At 44.3% G+C, this 18,592-nt stretch carries 14 protein-coding genes; 4 read left to right on the forward strand and 10 right to left on the reverse strand.

The window, feature by feature from the left end:
- On the forward strand, positions 1-1,371 hold a 1,371-nt coding region (locus CH376_RS17310; RefSeq protein ID WP_100788254.1), incomplete at its 5' end, for an acyl-CoA carboxylase subunit beta.
- 5 nt (positions 1,372-1,376) lie between these two features.
- The gene (locus CH376_RS17315) at positions 1,377-4,121 is read left to right on the forward strand and encodes an ATP-binding protein (protein WP_100783708.1); all 2,745 of its coding nucleotides are present in this window, start codon (positions 1,377-1,379) and stop codon (positions 4,119-4,121) included.
- A 46-nt stretch (positions 4,122-4,167) separates the two neighbouring features.
- Here CH376_RS17315 and CH376_RS17320 read toward each other — a convergent pair whose 3' ends face one another.
- The 10 genes from CH376_RS17320 to ispH form a co-directional block, all read right to left on the reverse strand.
- Entirely contained in the window at positions 4,168-5,208 is a 1,041-nt protein-coding gene (locus CH376_RS17320) for a protein-glutamate methylesterase/protein-glutamine glutaminase (RefSeq protein WP_100783707.1), read from the reverse strand.
- A complete protein-coding gene (locus CH376_RS17325; protein WP_100783706.1) occupies positions 5,205-5,708 on the reverse strand; it encodes a chemotaxis protein CheD in 504 nt (167 codons plus the stop codon). Before CH376_RS17325 ends, CH376_RS17320 begins: the two co-directional genes overlap by 4 nt.
- A complete protein-coding gene (locus CH376_RS17330) occupies positions 5,705-6,220 on the reverse strand; it encodes a chemotaxis protein CheW (RefSeq protein ID WP_100783705.1) in 516 nt (171 codons plus the stop codon). The genes CH376_RS17325 and CH376_RS17330 overlap by 4 nt, the downstream gene beginning before the upstream one ends.
- A 14-nt stretch (positions 6,221-6,234) precedes the next feature.
- Positions 6,235-9,177 carry a methyl-accepting chemotaxis protein gene (locus CH376_RS17335; RefSeq protein WP_100783704.1) on the reverse strand — a complete coding sequence of 981 codons (2,943 nt, stop codon included), beginning with the start codon at positions 9,175-9,177 and terminating at the stop codon, positions 6,235-6,237.
- 36 nt (positions 9,178-9,213) lie between these two features.
- Complete coding sequence (locus CH376_RS17340) at positions 9,214-11,358, reverse strand: chemotaxis protein CheA (protein ID WP_100783703.1); 2,145 nt, start codon at positions 11,356-11,358, stop codon at positions 9,214-9,216.
- 2 nt (positions 11,359-11,360) lie between these two features.
- Positions 11,361-11,753 carry an STAS domain-containing protein gene (locus CH376_RS17345; RefSeq protein WP_100783702.1) on the reverse strand — a complete coding sequence of 131 codons (393 nt, stop codon included), beginning with the start codon at positions 11,751-11,753 and terminating at the stop codon, positions 11,361-11,363.
- Between the two features lie 5 nt (positions 11,754-11,758).
- On the reverse strand, positions 11,759-12,124 hold the full coding sequence (locus CH376_RS17350; RefSeq protein ID WP_100783701.1) for a response regulator: 366 nt from the start codon (positions 12,122-12,124) through the stop codon (positions 11,759-11,761).
- Between the two features lie 10 nt (positions 12,125-12,134).
- Entirely contained in the window at positions 12,135-13,397 is a 1,263-nt protein-coding gene (locus CH376_RS17355) for a response regulator (RefSeq protein ID WP_100783700.1), read from the reverse strand.
- Positions 13,360-15,576 (reverse strand): PAS domain-containing sensor histidine kinase, encoded by a 2,217-nt coding sequence (locus CH376_RS17360; protein WP_100783699.1) that lies wholly within the window; start codon positions 15,574-15,576, stop codon positions 13,360-13,362. Before CH376_RS17360 ends, CH376_RS17355 begins: the two co-directional genes overlap by 38 nt.
- 189 nt (positions 15,577-15,765) lie before the next feature.
- A complete protein-coding gene (ispH, locus tag CH376_RS17365) occupies positions 15,766-16,704 on the reverse strand; it encodes a 4-hydroxy-3-methylbut-2-enyl diphosphate reductase (RefSeq protein ID WP_100783698.1) in 939 nt (312 codons plus the stop codon).
- A gap of 391 nt (positions 16,705-17,095) precedes the next feature.
- Between ispH and CH376_RS17370 the strand changes: the two genes are divergently transcribed.
- Positions 17,096-17,944, forward strand: a complete 849-nt coding sequence (locus tag CH376_RS17370) for a flagellin N-terminal helical domain-containing protein (RefSeq protein ID WP_002176528.1) — start codon at positions 17,096-17,098, stop codon at positions 17,942-17,944.
- 191 nt (positions 17,945-18,135) lie between these two features.
- Positions 18,136-18,552 carry a hypothetical protein gene (locus tag CH376_RS17375; protein ID WP_100783697.1) on the forward strand — a complete coding sequence of 139 codons (417 nt, stop codon included), beginning with the start codon at positions 18,136-18,138 and terminating at the stop codon, positions 18,550-18,552.
- Positions 18,553-18,592: the final 40 nt, after the last annotated feature.

The raw sequence follows: 18,592 nt of genomic DNA on the forward strand, positions 1-18,592 counted from the left end.
AACATCAACGGAAGAGACGTCGCAATCTACGGACACGACTTTACACTGCGTGCCGGTTCGATGGACGCGACCAACGGAAGCAAACTCGCTCGGCTCATCTACATGGCGGGCGAACACGGAATTCCTCTCATCGGAATGAACGATTCTGCGGGAGCTTACGTTCCTGCGGGGGTCGGCGGACTTGACGGTTACAGCGAGGCTTTTACAGCGCTTCGAAAAATCAGCGGAGTTGTTCCGAGTTTGATGCTCATGTTCGGCTTCAACGCGGGCGGTGGCGCATATCTTCCTCGTCAGGGATCGTTTATGATCCAATGTGAAAACACATTCTTCGGATTGACCGGACCCGGCGTCGTAAAGTCAGTTCTCGGCGAGGACATTTCCGCTGACGATCTCGGGGGACCTAAGGTTCACGGACAAAGCGGAGTGGTGGACATCGTAACGGGAGATGAGCTGGGATCGCTTAGAACTGCGCTTCGTTTGTTATCCTATCTTCCGGACAACAACCATTCCTTTGCTCCGTTTCATCCTACCTCGGATCCGACCGATCGTTTTATATACGAAGAGGAAATTCTTTTCAAAAAGACCTTTAACTCTCCTACGGGGATGAACACTCCGTTCGATATTACCCTTTATCTGCAGAACATCTGCGATCACGGTCAGTATTTTGAAATCCAGCCGCAGAGATCCAGAAACTTAGTCACCGCTTTCGGAAGAATCGGAGGCCACGTCGTCGCGTTCGTCGCAAACAACTCCGCCGTTTCTTCGGGACAGATTGATATCAACGCGGCAAGAAAGGGAACCCGTTTCATTCGTTTTTGCAATCTCTATAACATCCCGATCGTTTTCTTGGAAGATACGACCGGATTCTTACCCGGAAAAGAACAGGAACAAAATGGAATCGTTCTCGAAGGAAGAAAACTTTTGGATTCCATCATCGATATCCGCACACCGCGGCTAACATTGATTATACGGAACGCATTCGGCGGCGCCTACGCTTGTTTCAACTCGTATCACGTGGGAGCCGACATGGTATTTGCGCTTCCTACTGCAAGAATCGCCGTGATGGGGCCCGCCGGAAAAGACTACGTCTACAAAGACGACGTTTCCGCGATCCACAGAGAATATCAGGAAAATGTAAAGAAGGGAATGTCCGAAAAAGAAGCGATCGTAGTTCGGGACAAAAAACTTCAGACCCTTTCCACACAGTACGAAAGAGAACTGATGAATCCAAAAGAAGCCCTTTCTCTCGGTTCGGTTTCCAGAATCGTTCTTCCGGGTACCACCAGAAATATTCTCTTTCAAAACCTGGATTATTTAATCCGACATTATAAACCGGCGCCGTTGTCCGGACCTCAAAGGGAGTTTGAGTAATCGACATGATCGACTTTCAAAACAATCGCATTCAATTTCATCAGTCCAATTCGCCTTGGATCCGTTCTTTTTCCTTGGAGTCGATCAAGTGTTTGATCGTTTGTAGGGGACCGGTTCGAAAAGAAGCCATGGAAATTTTCGATTCGATCGGAATCAGAGAATACGGAATTCTTCTTTCCGAAAAAGATTCAGTAGTCTATCCGATGGCTCTCGCTCCGGAACTCAGAGGTTTTCGTTTTCCTCACAACATTCACCGAGTTCCGGATTATATGGGCGCGGGGAATGCGGAAAAATTGGAGAGAATCCAACAGATCATTTCCATCGCTAAAGATAACAAATATACTCATATCTTTGCCGGTTACGGTTTTATGGCGGAAGATTCCGAATTCATTTCCGCGATCGAAAAAAGCGGAATCGTTTTTATGGGTCCCGCTTCCTACGTTGCGGACCAAGCCGGTTCCAAAGACGCCGCGAAAAAGATCGCGAGAAAACTGGAAGTTTCCGTAACTCCCGGCGTGGATAATATTTCTTCTCTCGCACTTCTTGCAAAAGCGCCGGATGCAAAGGCTTTGGAAAAATTTGCAAAGGAGAAGGGGATCGATTTTACTTTTGATTCTTCCGTTCCTCTCGATGCAAATGCGGAAAATTTACTCGAATTAGGATATTCTAAAATAATAGAACTCGTGAGCATCGCCGATCTCCAGGTAGAAGCCGAAAAAGAATGTAAGAAGATTTGGGAAAAATATTCCAAAAATCGAATTCGTTTTAAATACATCGGCGGCGGCGGCGGAAAAGGACAAAGGGTCGTTTCCAAGATGGAAGAGGTCAAAGGCGCGGTTCAAGAAATTCTTTCCGAATCGAAAGTAACCGCTCCCGGAACCAACAAAAACTTCCTCATCGAATTAAACATCGAGAACACGAGACACAACGAAATCCAATTGATCGGTAACGGAGAATGGTGTCTCGCTCTCGGTGGAAGGGATTGTTCCGTGCAGATGCACGAACAAAAACTTCTTGAGATTTCCCTCACGCAAGAACTTCTCGAAAAAGAAATCGCGGCTTGTGCGAGCACCCATCCTAAAAAAGCGGAAGTGTTAAAAGGCGACTTGAAAGTTCTTCGCGAAATGGAAGAACAGTCCGAACGTTTTGGCGCAGCGGTCAAACTCAACAGCGTTTCCACATTCGAATCGATCGTGGAAGGGACCAATCACTTCTTCATGGAAGTTAACACTCGGATCCAGGTGGAACACAGAGTCACCGAGATGGTCTATTCTTTGAAGTTTAAAAATCCTGAAAATACGAACGAGTTTTTTATCGTGGATAGCCTGATCGAAGCGATGGCTCTTCTTTCTTTGCACGGAAAAAGACTTCAAAAACCGGAAAGAATTCTAAGATATCCTTCCGGCGCGGAAGTGCGCATCAACGCGACAAACAAAGCGATCCAGCCGCACGCAGGCGGCGTGATCATGGGTTGGTCCAAACCTCTTCCCGAAGAAATTCGCGACGATCAAGGGATCAGCATCCGTAACCCGGACATGGGTCTATTCGTACATTATAAAGTGGCCGGCGCTTACGATTCAAACATCGCTCTTTTGATCACCCATGGAGAAAGCAGAGAAGACAATCTAAAACGTCTCGGAAATATTCTAAGAAGAACCGAACTCAGAGGTCACGATCTTCAGACAAATCTCTTAGTTCATTACGGATTGATCAACTGGATCCTCGGAAAGGATGCGATGTTCAAACCTTCCACCGCGTTTATGATTTCTTATCTCGCGGGTGTTGGGGCCTTGGAAAGCCTGATAAAGGACGTGGACTTGGAGATCGCTTGGAAAAAGACGATTTCAGAAGCTCCCGTGGAAGCAAAAAAAGTTCTGAGCCGTAAACTCACTCTAATCACAAGACCGATCGAGGCGATCGCGAAGGACGCACACTTAGTCGCCGGTTTTATCGGATTTCATCTCGGTCATTCCTGGAAGATCGCGGGCAACAAGATAGAATGGCTCCGTAATCCGATTTTTATTTTGGCCGATCTCTATCATTATCTCAACATGGAAGCGGATCCGACTCAGCCTCCATCCGAGCAGATCTGGGATCACGACAACGAAATTCTGCAAAAGGCGATTTCTTTTTATCAGGACTTGTCCAAGAAAACTGGGATTGCGGCCGATTCGATCGAGCTAGTAACAAGTTTGAATGACGGAAAAACTTTGAAAGGAGTCGACTCTTCTATCGTTTCGCAAGTGATCCAATCACACAATGGATTTCAAATCGGACTCGAACTGATCAAACTTCTTCCTTCCGCGGGTTTGAATTCCGGTTTTTACAACCTAAGCGTGGACGAAAAGCTGGAAGCGATTCTTCCGGAAGAATTTAAGAAAGCAGATACAAGAGACGCTTTTATTAAGTTTTTGGCTCCTCCTCCGAAGGCAAGCTCGGATGAAATCGTGGCTCCTATGGGTGGGATGTTCTATTCGAAAGAAGCCCCGGATCTTCCTCCGATGGTTCAAGTCGGAGATCATTTCAAAGCGGGACAGCCTCTTTTTATCGTGGAAGTTATGAAGATGTTTAATAAGATTTCCGCGCCGTTCAGCGGAACCGTGAAAGAAATTTTATTAAGCGACAGCGACGGAAAGATCATATCGAAAGGTCAGACGATCTTCAAGATCGTTCCGGACGAAGTGATTCACATCGAAACCGATCAAGAGATCGCCGACAGAAAGAAAAAGGTGACCTTGAGTTTGATCTAAGGCCGCGCCACCACACCAACGCGGAGCTTCCTTCGCGTTGGAAAATTCAAAAACGCTGAACTTCTCCCACGATTTTGGAAAGTGGGAGAATTGTATCGGCGGCTCCTCTTAATATCGCTTCTTTCGGCATTCCGAAAACCACACACGTCGCCTCGTCCTGTGCGATCGTGGAGGCTCCGTGCTGCTTCATCTTTAAAAGACCGTTTGCTCCGTCGCTTCCCATTCCTGTTAGAATGATTCCTTTTGCGTTTCTTCCCGCAACTTGAGCCACCGAATTGAAAAGAATATCGACCGAAGGTCTGTGGCGATTGAACAAAGGTCCGTCCACGATTCGAATTCGAAATTGAGCCCCGCTTAGATAAATCTCCATGTGTCTGTTGCCGGGAGCAATGTAGGCAGAACCTTCTTTTACAGGATCTCCGTCCTTTGCTTCTTTTACTTGGATTTCACAAATCGAATCCAAACGATTGGCAAACGCTTCCGTAAATTTTTCCGGCATGTGTTGCACGATTACGATTCCGGGACAGTGGACGTTTAGTTTTGTAAGAATGAATTCGAGCGCTTGTGTTCCGCCGGTGGAGGTCCCGATTGCAATCAATTTATCCGTGGTACTAATTTTAGAAAAATCGGCTTTGATCGGCTTTGAATCCGGAAGAGTGGACGGAGAATCTTTGGAAGAGTGAAACCTCATCCTTGCTTTGGCGGCGGCTTTGATGGAATCGGTAAAAAGAATTTCGGATTCTTCTATGAAATTTTTTACGCCTAACTTCGGCTTTTCTATGATATCAATCGCACCCAGTTTCATCGCCAGCATCGCAGTTTCGGATTCTTTTTCGGCTAACGAGGAACAGATGATCACAGGCGTCGGTCTTTCCGACATGATCTTCTTTAAAAACGAAATTCCGTCCATACGCGGCATCTCGACGTCCAAAATAAAAACGTCGGGCCACATCGTTGATAATTTCTCCGCGGCAAAAATCGGATCCGAGGCGAAACCGATGATCTCGATATCCGGATCTTTGGTAAGAATTTGAGTCAGGACTTGACGAACAACCGCCGAGTCGTCTACGATAAAAACTTGGATCATGACGCTTTAGGCCTTTCAATATAAATTTCGCCGTCCCATAAAGAAAAGAAAACTCTTCGATGAGAAAATCCGCCCAAATCCTCGGAAGCTACCGGAAGATGATTTTTCGCGAGAATCTCTTTCACCGAGTGGATGTTTTTCATTCCTATATCCCGAACGGATTTGATTTCTAAGAGTTTTTCCTCCTCCGTCGAAAACATGGACGCTCCTCCAAAAAGTTTGATTTGAAACTGACCGTATCTGTTGCCCGTTTCTTGAATCTTATCAAAAAATAATTGAATAGCGTCGTCCGCATACTTTGCGTTTAGGTCCGGACTTGCTTCACCGGGAGGACGATTTGGCAGCATCACGTGCGCCATTCCTCCCGTAAGTTGAACTGGGTTCCAGAAACAAACAGAAACGCAGGACCCGAGCAATGTTCTGATCCTTAAATTCTTTTGCCCCCAGCAAAATCCGCCAGGTTGAAGAAATAAATCCCGAACGATATCCGGTTCCATCATGTATTTTCTACAAGCGCCTCTGCGTTTTGATTCTCTTCCAAAGACGTCAACTCGTCTAAGTTTAGGATTTTCTCCGTATTCAGAATGATGATAAATCCGTCCTCTTGACGCGCCATTCCGAGAATAAAATCCACCTTAATACGGGAACCGAAAGTGGGAGCCGGTTCGATATCGGAAGCCGCAATGGATACGACTTCGTTTACGGATTCTACGAGAATTCCCAAATCGGTTCTTTCCTTTTTTTCTCCGTTTTTGGAAGTCTGAAGTTCCACGATGATCACGCAGGTCTTACGATCCGGTTCTATCTTCTGTTTAAAAAACTTATGCTTGAGATCCACGACCGGAACTACGTTTCCCCGAAGATTGATCACGCCGGGAATGAATTCGGGCATCAACGGAACGTTCGTCAAACCGGAATACTCAATTATCTCTTTGATATGTAATATTCCAATTCCATAACATTCTTCCCCGAGATAAAAGGTGAGAAATTGATTGTCCTCCATCGCGCTCATACTTTCACTCCGGCTCAATATTTCTCAAACTTATCGGCGGGAGACATTCCCGTGTTATCCGATTTCGGTTTTGGTAAAACTTCTTTTTTTACGGGCAGAACCGTTTTACGCGCCGCTACGGAAGGAGTAGGCGTGTTTCTGGGAGTCAGTCCTCCGTTCATCGACCTTTTGTTTTCCCCGTCCACGATCTTAAAGAAAAGAACGGATTCCCTGAGTTGTTCCGCTTGAGAATTCATCTCTTCCGAAATTGCCGCCAATTCTTCTGAAGCGGAAGCGTTCTGCTGCGAAACCTGATCCAATTGTCCCATCGCTTTGTTGATCTCGGAAACTCCGGCCGCTTGTTCGTCGCTCGCGGCAGTGATCTCTTGCACCAAGTCTGCGGTCTTTCGAATCGAAGGAACGATCTGGGAAATCAATTCTCCCGCTCTTTCCGCGATTGCAACGCTGTTTCCTGCGAGACTGCTGATCTCATTCGCCGATTTTTGACTTCGCTCAGCAAGTTTGCGGACTTCCGAAGCGACGACGGCAAATCCTTTTCCGTGATCTCCGGCTCTTGCCGCTTCGATCGCTGCGTTCAACGCAAGCAGATTTGTCTGATAGGCGATATCCTCGATGATACTGATTTTTTCGGCGATTTGTTTCATCGCTTTCACGGTTTCAATTACGGAAGTTCCTCCTTCCTCCGCATCCTTGGAAGACTTGGAAGATATCTGTTCCGTCTGACGCGAGTTTTGCGCGTTTTGATCGATGGAAGCAGTCATCTGTTCCAGAGAAGAGGTGGTTTCTTCCACGCTCGCCGCTTGTTCGGACGCTCCCTGACTGAGCGAATTCGCGGTGGAGGAAACTTCGGTCGCAGAGGTTACCAAACTGGAGGACCGGATGATGATGTCTCCGATGATCTCGTTCAATTTATCCATCGTTGTGTTCGAATATTCTTTGAGTCTTCCGAAAGTGCCGTGATACTCGTTCGTGATTTTTTGAGTGAGATTACCTGCGGAGATCCTTTCCAAAGCGTCCACAACTTCGTTGAGTCCTACGTTACTCACTTCCAAAAGCTGATTGATCGATTGACTTAGGTTTAAAAAGAATCCGGTCTTCGAATCCAAAGAGATACGAGTACCAAAATCTCCATGGGCCGCGGCGCTTACGATTCTCTCAACTTCCTCTTGAACGATCAAAGCGTTCGTCACGTCCGACCATTCTACGACCGAACCCAGACGTTTACCGTTCGAGTCAATAATCGGATTGGCGATCAGATCGAAAGATCTTACCCCTATTTTAATCGAAGCACGATGGACTCCGGTGAAATTACTCAAAAGACCCCTTTGGTGAGCGGGATTCTTATGAAAATTATCGATACTAGAGCCGATTAAACTTTTCAAATTGAACTGAGCAAACTGCTTCTTAATATCGCTTTCTCCATTCTGGAACATCTCGATCACGGCCTTGTTCATGTAACGAATGTTAAAATCCGTATCCGCGATCATGATATTAGTCGTCGTACTGTCCAGAGCCACTTTTACGCGCGTGAGTTCTTCGTTCTCAATTTCCCTTTGCGCCGCGATTTTATTCTGCTCCGTAACGTCCGCCCATTCTACGACCGAACCGAGTCTCGCGCCTTTTTCGTCGATAATCGGATTTGCGATCAGATCAAATTGTCTTCCTCCGATTTCGATCGAGGAACGGAAGGCCTCGGTCATTTTTCCGAGAAGTCCTCTTTGATGCGCAGGATTCTTGTGGAAAGAATCGATATTCGTTCCCATCAAACTGGACAGATTGAAATTTCCCAATTGCTTTTTGATATCGGATTCGGCGCGAGTGAACATGTGTCGGATCGACTTGTTCATGTAAACGATGTTCAAGTTTGCGTCGGCCATCATGATGTTGGTGGTTACGTTGTCTAAGGCGACCTTAACTCTGGTTAACTCTTCGTTTTCGATCCTTCTTTGTGAAATGATTTTATTTTGTTCGGTTACGTCCGACCATTCCACAACGGAGCCGAGTCTTGTTCCTTTCGAGTCGATGATCGGATTTGCAATCAGATCAAATTGTCTTCCGCCGATTTCGATCGAGGAACGGAAAGTTTCCGTGAATCTTCCGAGCAATTCTCTTTGATGCGCGGGATTTTTATGGAATGAATCGATATTCGTTCCCATCAAATTGCTGAGATTGAAGTTGGCGAGTTGTCTTTTGATGTCGGATTCCACCGCGCCGAACATGGATCGAATCGCCTTATTCATAAAGACGATATTCAAGTTCGAATCGGCCATCATCAGATTGGTAGTGACGTTATCGACGGCGGTTCTCATTCTTAAATATTCCTGTTCAAAGGTTTTCATAACACCCTGTCCGGATTGATTGAACCAATAAAAAAGACCTAATAAGACGGCCGAAATGATCAAATAAGCGAGTATCGTTGTTAAAAAGTTATTTCCACTTATATCAGTCGAAGCGGCGGTTTCGGTTTCTTTTAAGGATTGGGCTAAAAATTCGCCTCTCACTTTTCTAAATCGGGAGAGCTCTGAATAGAAATCGATTTTGGAAAGATCCGAAAAATCGTTTTTGAGATCGGACGAAGCCGCAATCTTCTCCTTAAATTCTCCGGCGGCAGAAAAGAGAGCGGAGACGCTCTTTTCGAATTTTTTAACCTCGGGATTTTCGGATTGTTTGGAGGCGGAGAGAAAATTTTTCAACTTTTTCAAACTTGCTTCCACTTCCTTCAAATCGGAAGAAAGAATCTCTCGATCCTTGCCGACCGCAAAGTGAAACGAAAATTCGGCAACCGCCTGTTCCGTTCCGATTAGGGATTCGTTTATCGAAGGAAGAATTCCGGAAAGACGATCGTTTGCGGTTCCAGCGGGGGAGGTCGGCGAATAGAAGTTCTGAGCGGATAAGAATAGAAGTCCGTTTAAAACGATTGCCAGCCCGATAAAAATTCCTAAGCTTTTTCGAAACATTTTATTTCTCCAAATTCAAAAAATCTAAAATACTCTCTAATGAACGGAAGCTTCCTTGCTTCTCACAATTTCCTGATCTCTGACCAGGTTGTACAAACCGGGAACATCTAAAATAAATGCAATCTCACCGCTTCCTAAAATGGAAGTGCCGCTAAAACACTTCACGTTTTTAAAAATTTCCGCCATGGGTCGGATTACGGATTGAACTTCTCCGTGAAGCTCGTTGACGACGATTCCGAAAGTCCTGTCTTCATATTCCAATATTACTATATTCTCTTTTACTGATTGATCGGAACCGATCGAAAGAAAACGGGAAAGGTGAAGAACCGGAACGAGTTCGTTTCTCAAATTCATGGTTCCCGAAGAAGAATCGTCCAGATCCGCTCTGGATTCGACGGTTTCGCGAACCAGTTGCATCGGTACGATAAAGTTCGAACCGGAAGCCTTCACTAAAAAACCGTCGATGATAGCGAGCGTAAGAGGCAAACGAATCAAAAAGGAACTCCCTTGATCCTTGGTGGACTGGATCTGCACCGAACCCCGAAGGGATTCGATGTTTCTCAAGACGACGTCCATTCCCACTCCGCGCCCCGAAAGATTCGTAACCTGTTCCACGGTGGAAAAACCGGGTTGAAATATAAGGGAATAAATTTCGGATTCGGTAAGAATTTGATCCTTTCCGATCAAGCCCTTCGAGATCGCTTTGCTTACGATTCTTTCGGCGTCCAATCCCTTTCCATCGTCCGTGATCGAGATGAGAATGCTTCCGGTTCCGTGGCTCGCCTGGATTCGAAGTTTGCCCGCGGGAGGCTTTCCTTTTTTAATTCTTTCTTCCGAAGTTTCGATCCCGTGATCGAGTGCGTTCCGGAGGATATGAACCATGGGGTCGGCGATCTTTTCAATCACCGAACGATCGAGCTCGGTTTCACCGCCGAAAATTTCAAGTTCAACTTGTTTGTTCAATTCTTTGGATAGATCGCGAACAACACGTTTGTATTTCTCGAAAAGATCGGCGATCGGAACCATGCGCAGACTCAGCGCGAATTCGCGGATTTCACTCACAAGTCGATAAAGAGTTTCTGAACTTTCTATCAATTGTGTATCTTCGGAATCGATGATCTTCCGGCTGAGATTGGCTTCTTGAGTGATCAATTCTCCTACGAGGCTGATCAGAGTATCGATCTTGGAAGAATCCACTCTCAAAGTTTTGGTCTGCATTCGAAGGGCTTCCGATTCTTTTCCATTCTCCTTAGATACGGAAGCATCCGTTGAAAAGTCCGAAGTAACTTTCGAAGCAGGAAAGCCGTCTTTTAAAATCCGGATTTCATCCGCATCCAAAGATTTCTGAATTTCGAGAGCGTTCAAGTATGCGTCTTTTCCAAACGGAAAGTCGTTACAATTTTCTTCGAAGAGTTCAAGATCGCAGCCGGGAGGAAGAATCTTAAGATAACTTCCTTCTTTCAAAAATTCGAGAGTGGAATGAATTTCTTCGCCGTTCGAGGCGGATTCGTATGAAATTTCAAAAGCGAGATAAGAATGTTCCGGATTGAAGTCGGACCAAGCCGGTATCGATTCCGGATAGATATAAAGATGTTTGATCTTTCCCGATTGCGAAAGATATTTCAAGAAGGTATAAGTATCCATTCCCGATTCGAAAAGGTGAAGATTCGGAAGAAGAGTTATCTGCCAGTAAGCGGATTGAGAGGGCGTTCTCGAATTCTTGCTTTCAAAAGAATCGCCGGAAGAATCCTTTGTTTCATCCTGCGTTGTCGACGTCGAATTCGAAGAAGCTCCGGAAAGTAATTTTTTTGCAAGAGACGTGAGTTCGGCTTGTTTTCTGGAAGATTTGGAATCCAGAACCAAAGTATCTCCCACGTTCTCGACCATATTTCGTATATGATCACAGGCCAGAAAAAGAAACTCGATTCCTTCTTTCGTAAGATTTTGTTTTCCGGAACGAATCCGATCCAAAAGTGTTTCCACTTCGTGAGTGAATTTTTCGATCGGCTCGTATCCGAACATTCCGGAAGTCCCCTTGATCGTATGAATCGCCCGAAAGACGGAATGAATACATTCCGAATTCTTCAGATCCTTTTCCAATACAAGAAGATTCGATTCCATCGATGAAATGAGTTCCAACGACTCTGAAACAAACGTGTCCCGAACTTCGGATAAGTCCATCTTCAATCCTTACCCATTCCGTATTGAAACGAAAATTCCTTTAGGTCTTCTTTCTGCAGTTTGATCTTATCCCGTAAAAAACCGGTTAAACCGTAGAGATCGATAAGTTTTAAAACCGCGTGGCTATGATTGATAAAACGAATCGTAAATTCCTTTCTTCTCGCTTCCTTTTTTAGAGCCAAAAGGATTTGAAGACAAGACGTGTCCAACTTTGAAATTTTGGAGAGATCGATTTCCAATATAAAATTCGATTGCTTGAAGATTTCGTCGAAGTTTCCCTTGAGTTCCAGCGCGTCGTAGATCGTAAGTTCTCCCTCGATCCATATTTTCAAACCCGTAACCTGGGCGTTATCGGACCGAAATACTACGGATTCTTTTTTAAATTGGAAAGCCATAAATATTACGGTAGTAATTTATGAATCGTTTGGACGAGTTCTTCCGGCGAAAACGGTTTCGTAAGCCAAGCCCTTGCCCCGGCGGCAAGACCTTCCGTTTTGACCTCTTCTTGGGATTCAGTGGTCAGCATGATGATAGGAGTAAATTTATTTTTGGGATCCTTTTTGATCTCTTTCACAAAGGTAATACCGTCCATGTTCGGCATATTCATATCGCTGACGATAAGATCCACTTTATCATTTTGTAATTTATCCAACCCGTCTTTTCCATCTACCGCTTCGACGATCTGAAATTCTGAATTGCTACTAAGATGAAGATTTAAGATCTTCCTAAAAACCGCGGAATCGTCGACGATGAGAATTCGTTTCATTCCAATCTCCTTATTGAACCAATGGTAAAAATATTTCTGCGAGTACACAAAGACTGATGTCTTCGGATGTGTGATCGTTTGCGTTGTGGATAAAAAAGAGTCCGCTGTGTTTTCTGACGATATGGTCCACGGCCGTAAGTCCCAAACCGAGACCGAATTTTTCAAGGTGGGAAACGTTTTCATCCGGAGGATAAATTCTAAAAAAGGGCTGAATCACAAGTTGTTCGAACCTTTCAGGAATTCCTCCGTAAGGCCGTACGTTCACTCGATTTTTAAAAGTGATACAAAAGTATCCTTGGTTTATGTTTGCGAATATATCGATGGGAGCGTTCGTCGACGAATATTTATACGCATTGAGGAAAAGTTCCTCCAAAGCGAGTTTCAAAAAGGATAGATTTACTTTTACCTTATATTCCCTTTTTAAGATGGGAAGATTGACCGTAATTTTTTTGGTAATCAGAAATGCTTTTAATTCTTCCGGAAGCTCTCTGATCTGTTCCAGAATTTCGTTCGTAGAAATTACGGAAGGGTCCAATTCTTTGTCGATCAGGTTTAGAAGTTTTTCCAGACCTAGGAGCATATTCTTCGTAATTCGATTGTTGGTAAGGAGAAGATCTAAAATCTCCTTATCGATTTTGTACTGATTTCCGTCTGGAATTTTCACCGAATCGACCATGTCCAAAAGACTCGTCATAGCGCCGATCCCGCTCCCTTGCGAAAGGGAGGTTTTCAAACTGTAGATGGAAGTCTTTTCAAAGGATTCGCTGTCAGACTTGCGGATGGTTTCTTTGTAAGTAAGCCATTCCAATTGACTTCGAAGTTTTTGGCTCTCAATCTCCGCCAAATTCTCTTCCATCTTTTTTAAATGGCAATAGTTGAGGGCTTTCTGAAGCGTTCTGATAAAAACGTCCGGGTAAATCGGCTTCAGGATATAATCAAAAACGCCGAGTTTCATAATCTCTATGATTTTTTCGGAGCGATCGATTGCGGTTTGAACCAAAACGACTGCGTTCGGATGTGTTTCTTTGAGTTTTACCAGAAACGAAGCTCCGTCCATCACCGGCATCATCAGATCCAGAATATAAAGAGAGTAATTTTGATTTTCGATCATCCGAAGAGCTTCGGCTCCATTGGCGGCTAACTCGTGTTTAACGCCAATTTCGTCGCAAAGACTTTCCAGAAGAATGCTGTTCTCCTGTTTATCTTCAATGATCAGAACGGGATCGTTCGGAATACTATGAAGCGACGTCTTCTTTTTCAACTCTGTTTCCAAATGTTCTCTCCTTTTGAATTTCAAATAAGATCGATTTCAATTTCTCTAAAGAGAAAGGATTCTGAATCGTATAATCCGGAAAAAATGGAAGCAAATCTTCCCGAAAGGGAAGCGGGATATCCGCCGTATCTAAAAGAACGAGGTCTCTGTTCTTAGGTTCTTCCATCAACCAAGTACGTAAAACCTTCACAATCCCGATGTCCTCCAGGAGGAGGTGTGTATCATATAGTAAAACTATGTGAGAATCGAGGCTTTTTTGCGCGATTGTTGAAAAATCTTCAGGAGAAAGGAGGGATAGGAACTTCTGCGAATGAATCGTGAAATAGCGTTCTATCGCGGAATCAAAAATTCTATCCCGAATCGCGATTAAAATCAAAGAAGACTTAATCTCCTCCGGATAGACGACTTCGGGACTCTCCATTTTTTGAATATTAGAATTCGCAGGAAGACTTTCCAAGCCGATAGGGGCAAGATTTGGAGTTTCTTTGGGAAGAAGAATGGAAAAAGTGGTGCCGATCCCTAAACTACTTTCTACCCTTATAGACCCGGAATGAGCGTCGACGATCTTCTTAACGATCGGAAGTCCGAGTCCGCTTCCTTCAAACTCGCCTTGGTTTTCACCCTTGATCTGATAGAATGTATCGAAGATCTTTGAAAGCTCGGAGTCGGCGATTCCGATCCCCGTATCGGAAACCGTAATCTCAAATTGAGAATCCAGTTTTTTTAAACCGACTAAAACCTCTCCGGGCGGTCTTGTAAACTTAATCGAATTACCGATCAAATTCAAGAGAATTTGTCGAATCCGCTTCGGATCCCCGTTCATTTCAAATTCCTCCGATTCCGGAAAAACTTCGAAAGAAATTCTTATCTTTTTGGTGATTGCGTCCCCGAGAATGATTTCGATCGAGGTGGAGATTAGATTCTTAAGATCAAACTCGGAACGATTTAAAACCAACTTGCCGGCTTCGATTCTCGAAACGTCCAAGATATCGTTGATAATATTGAGAAGGTGAACTCCGGAATGAAAGATCAAATCCTTGTATTTGTTTTCTTTTTCCATTTCGTCCGGTAATTGCATCAACCTCGAAAATCCGATGATCGAGTTTAATGGAGTTCTCAATTCGTGACTCATATTCGCTAAAAATTCCGATTTTGTTTTGCTGGCTTTTTCAGCCTTTTCCTTTTGCAAAATCAATTCTTCGGTTCTTTCTTGGACGAGAACTTCTAACTTTTCCCTATGAATTTTCAATTCTTCTAATATATTTTTTCTTTCCAAAAAGACGCTGATCAGATCGATAAAGGTTCGGATCGTAAAAATCTCCTCTTTTACCACTTGAGCGGTCTTAAAATTCTCGAATCCGGCAAAGCCGAACCATTCGTTGGACACAAAAAGAGGAATCAGAGTGATCGATTTGATTTGCCTTTCTTCGAAAAAAATTCTTTCCGGCTCGGGAAATTCCTGATCGGTCCCTTGGATATATCCGCCCGAGGAAAATATTTTTTTCCAACGGCTGTGGTTTTTAGAATACGAGATCAGTTTTGTAAGAGGGGTTTTTGTCGATTCTACGGATGGATCCGCCACCTCCACTAGGAGTTCGGCCTCGTCCTGACTTTCGGTGTTCTTAAAAAGATAAAGCCTTTCCGAATCGACAAAGACCAGAAATTGTTCCATCGCGTATTTAAGAATTTTTAGCTCGGTCGAAGTGGAGAGAAGAATCTGTGTAGCGGCGGTTATGCCCATTTCTAGACGAAGGCGTCTAGTCGCGAATTCTCCCTTTTTAACTTTTTCAGTAATGTCTCTTTGGATAGAAATATAATAGAGTATTTTTCCTTCCCCGTCCCGGATTGCGGAAATATGCCATTCTACGTTGTAGGAACTCCCATCCTTTTTGTAATTGATTGTATCTCCCGAAAAGTCTTCGCCCGCTTTCAGAGCGCGTTTGAGATCTCCAATCAGCTTTCGGTTCGTAAGAGGCCCTTGTAAAATGCGGGGAGTTTCCCCGATCAACTCCTGCAACTTGTATCCGGTCATTTTACAAAATGCCGGATTAGCAAAAATAATTTTTGGACCTGGAAAATCTAGAGCAGCTTCCGTTACCAAGATGGAATCCGAAATCTGATTTACCAGAATCTCGTAAAGTTCTTGCGAAAACTCAAAGTTTTTTAGGTCGCGTTCCACGGCCCGTAAACTTCTATAAAGTTATAAAAAGATCAATACTTTTCTTTTCTCACTCTTAAGGAATGTATATTCGCAAAGTAAAAAATACTAAAATTCTCGTTTTTTATAAGAATTTCACCCCTTAAGGCACAAGAAAATTTAAGGAGAAAAGTGAAAAATTCGCTATGTCACTTAATGAATCGATTTTGTTTACGTGAGGAGATTGGTCGGAAGTTTGAAATTCATAGAATCTTCCCTTGATCCGGGAAATAAATCTACGACCGCATCGGGGTAAAATGTTTTTAACTTGGAAATAATTTCGTCCACGAGAACCTGAGGTGTGGAAGCACCCGCAGTCAATCCTAAAACCTTAATTTCGTTATTTTGAATATACTCTTTGGAAAGATCGTCGGCCCCGGTCACTTTGAAAGAATGGGGTTTTGATTTTTGAGCAAGTTGCAAAAGCCTCAAAGAGTTGGAGCTGTTATCGGCTCCTATGACGAGCATTGCGTCGATGTTTCCCATCATCTCGGACACCGCTTCCTGTCTTTCGGTCGTCGCATAACAAATATCATCTTTGGCAGGATGTTCCACGAAGGGAAAGGTTTTTGCAATCTGTTCCACCACGTTTCTTGTGTCGGCGACTGACAATGTGGTCTGCATCAGATAGGTCAGTGGTTTTTGAGAATCTATCTTGTCTTTAAGCCGTATCACGTCTTCCGGAGATTCCACTAGAAACATTTCCGCTTCTCCCATCGTTCCTATGGCTTCGTCGTGTCCTTCGTGTCCTATATAGATGATCTGGTGCGTATCTTTGATTCTTCTCGCCTTACGATGGACTCGGGTAACGAGCGGACAAGTCGCGTCTCCGATTTTCATTCCTCGATTTTTTGCGGCTTCCACAACGGAAGGCGCGACACCGTGCGCTGAGAATACCACCGTCGCTCCGTCCGGAGCTTCCTCGAGGTCGTTGATAAATAGAATTCCTCTTTTTTTCATGTCTTCCACAACTCTTCTGTTGTGGACGATTTCTTTGCGGACGTAGATCTGTTCCGCGGCGTTCGCCTGAACCTGCTCCACGTAAGAAATCGCATACTTCACACCGGCGCAAAATCCTCTAGGGTTCGCTAAATAGATCTTTTCTAACATGAAAACTCCGTTCGAATACCATCTTTAAAAACGGATTCCGGTAAAGAATCAAAAAAAAATCGTTCTAAGATTGGTTTTCCGCCACAAAAAACTGAAACCAATACAACCGTTCAGCTTCCGGTAAGAAATTCTACGTGAGTTCGCAACTTTATTGTGAGTCTTCGATGCTCGTTTGCGCCATCTATTCTTTGCTGAAAGGCCTTCTTATGAGTCCGTGTTTCAGGGGACATAGCAAAACTAAAAAAGGAAGACGTTTTTTATCTTATAATCTTCTAAAAAAGTGCGTTATCGGATTTCACGGAAGGGTCGATTGATTCTTTGAAAAGGTCAAGGAAGACCTTTGAAAAATCATTACCCCTAGTTTAGGGAATCGGATTCAAGGAGGAACCGAATGATTATCAACCATAATATCAGTGCCATTTTCGCGCACAGAACATTGAAGTTCAACAGCGAAAACATGGGAAAGGACATCGAGAAGTTGTCCTCCGGAATGAGAATCAACCGTGCAGGTGACGACGCTTCCGGTCTTGCAGTGTCCGAAAAAATGAGAACTCAGATTCTGGGTCTCAGAAGAGCGGAAATGAACACTGAAGATGGTATGTCTCTAATCCAGACTACTGAAGGATATCTCCAGGAAACTCATGAGATCGTTCAAAGGATCCGCGTATTGGCTGTTCAGGCTGCGAACGGTATTTATACCGAAGAAGACAGACAACAGATCCAAGTGGAAGTTTCCCAGTTGGTCGATGAGATCGACCGGATCGCTTCTCAAGCCGAATTCAACAAAATGAAACTCCTTACCGGAGCTTTCGCAAGGTTGAATCCGACTGCGAGTATGTGGTTTCACATGGGTGCAAACATGCACCAGAGAGAAAGAGTTTACATTGAAACGATGAATACGGCGGCATTGGGTCTTAGAAACCCGACCGTTTTGACGTTTATTTCTCTTTCTACTGCCGGCAAGGCTAACTCGGTGATCGGATTGGCTGACGATGCGCTTCGTTCCATCTCTAAACAGAGAGCGGACTTAGGTGCGTATTACAACCGTCTGGAACACGCCGCTAAGGGTCTCATGAACGCTTATGAGAATATCCAAGCTGCGGAATCCAGAATCCGTGACACCGATATGGCTGAGCAAATGACCAGCTTTACGCGTTACCAGATCCTAACTCAGGCTGCTACCGCAATGCTGGCTCAGGCCAATATGAAACCGCAAACGGTTCTCCAGCTTCTGAAGTAACCGTTCCTTCCGGCTGAAAGACCTTAATTTCAGCCGGAAGAGTTAAGCAATCGCCGGAAAAGAACGATATCTAAAATGGATTTATAATTCCCGTTATAAATCGCCGTACGACTCTGAAGCCCGGGTGTTCGATAAGAATCTCCGGGCTTTTTTTCTTTCCATTTCCTTTTTTTCGAAGTCCAATAGGCAAGATGGTAACGATTCGTAGATGGAGCGGGGGACTTTTCCTTTTTGGAATCGCATTCAATCTTATCTGCGCGTCTTGGATGAATTTTTCCGGAGCCTGTCCGGCGAAAATTCTAAATTCTCGGCAAACGACTTCCCAACAGTCGCCGCCGGCTTGTCACGAAAAAACTTCCGATCACGATTCTTCCGAATCTCCGTCTCCTTGTTGTTCGACCGATATCGTAAAAACCGATTCTTCCTTAGAGTTTCGTTTGGATATTCAGAAATTCTTACAATCGAACGTAATTTTCGTTTTGTATTTGTTTTCTTCCGACCAGATTTTCAATCCTAACGATTCCTTCTTAAAGACCGATCGAAGTCAAAGTTTATCCGTCCTCGAGTTCAAACCGGTCCTTTCTCTAATTCAAGTTTTTAGAATCTAATCCGACTCATTCTTCTTCTTTTTTAAAATTAGGAGGAACC

It is taken from the genome of Leptospira adleri, from assembly GCF_002811985.1.
GTDB classification, from domain to species: Bacteria; Spirochaetota; Leptospiria; order Leptospirales; family Leptospiraceae; genus Leptospira; species Leptospira adleri.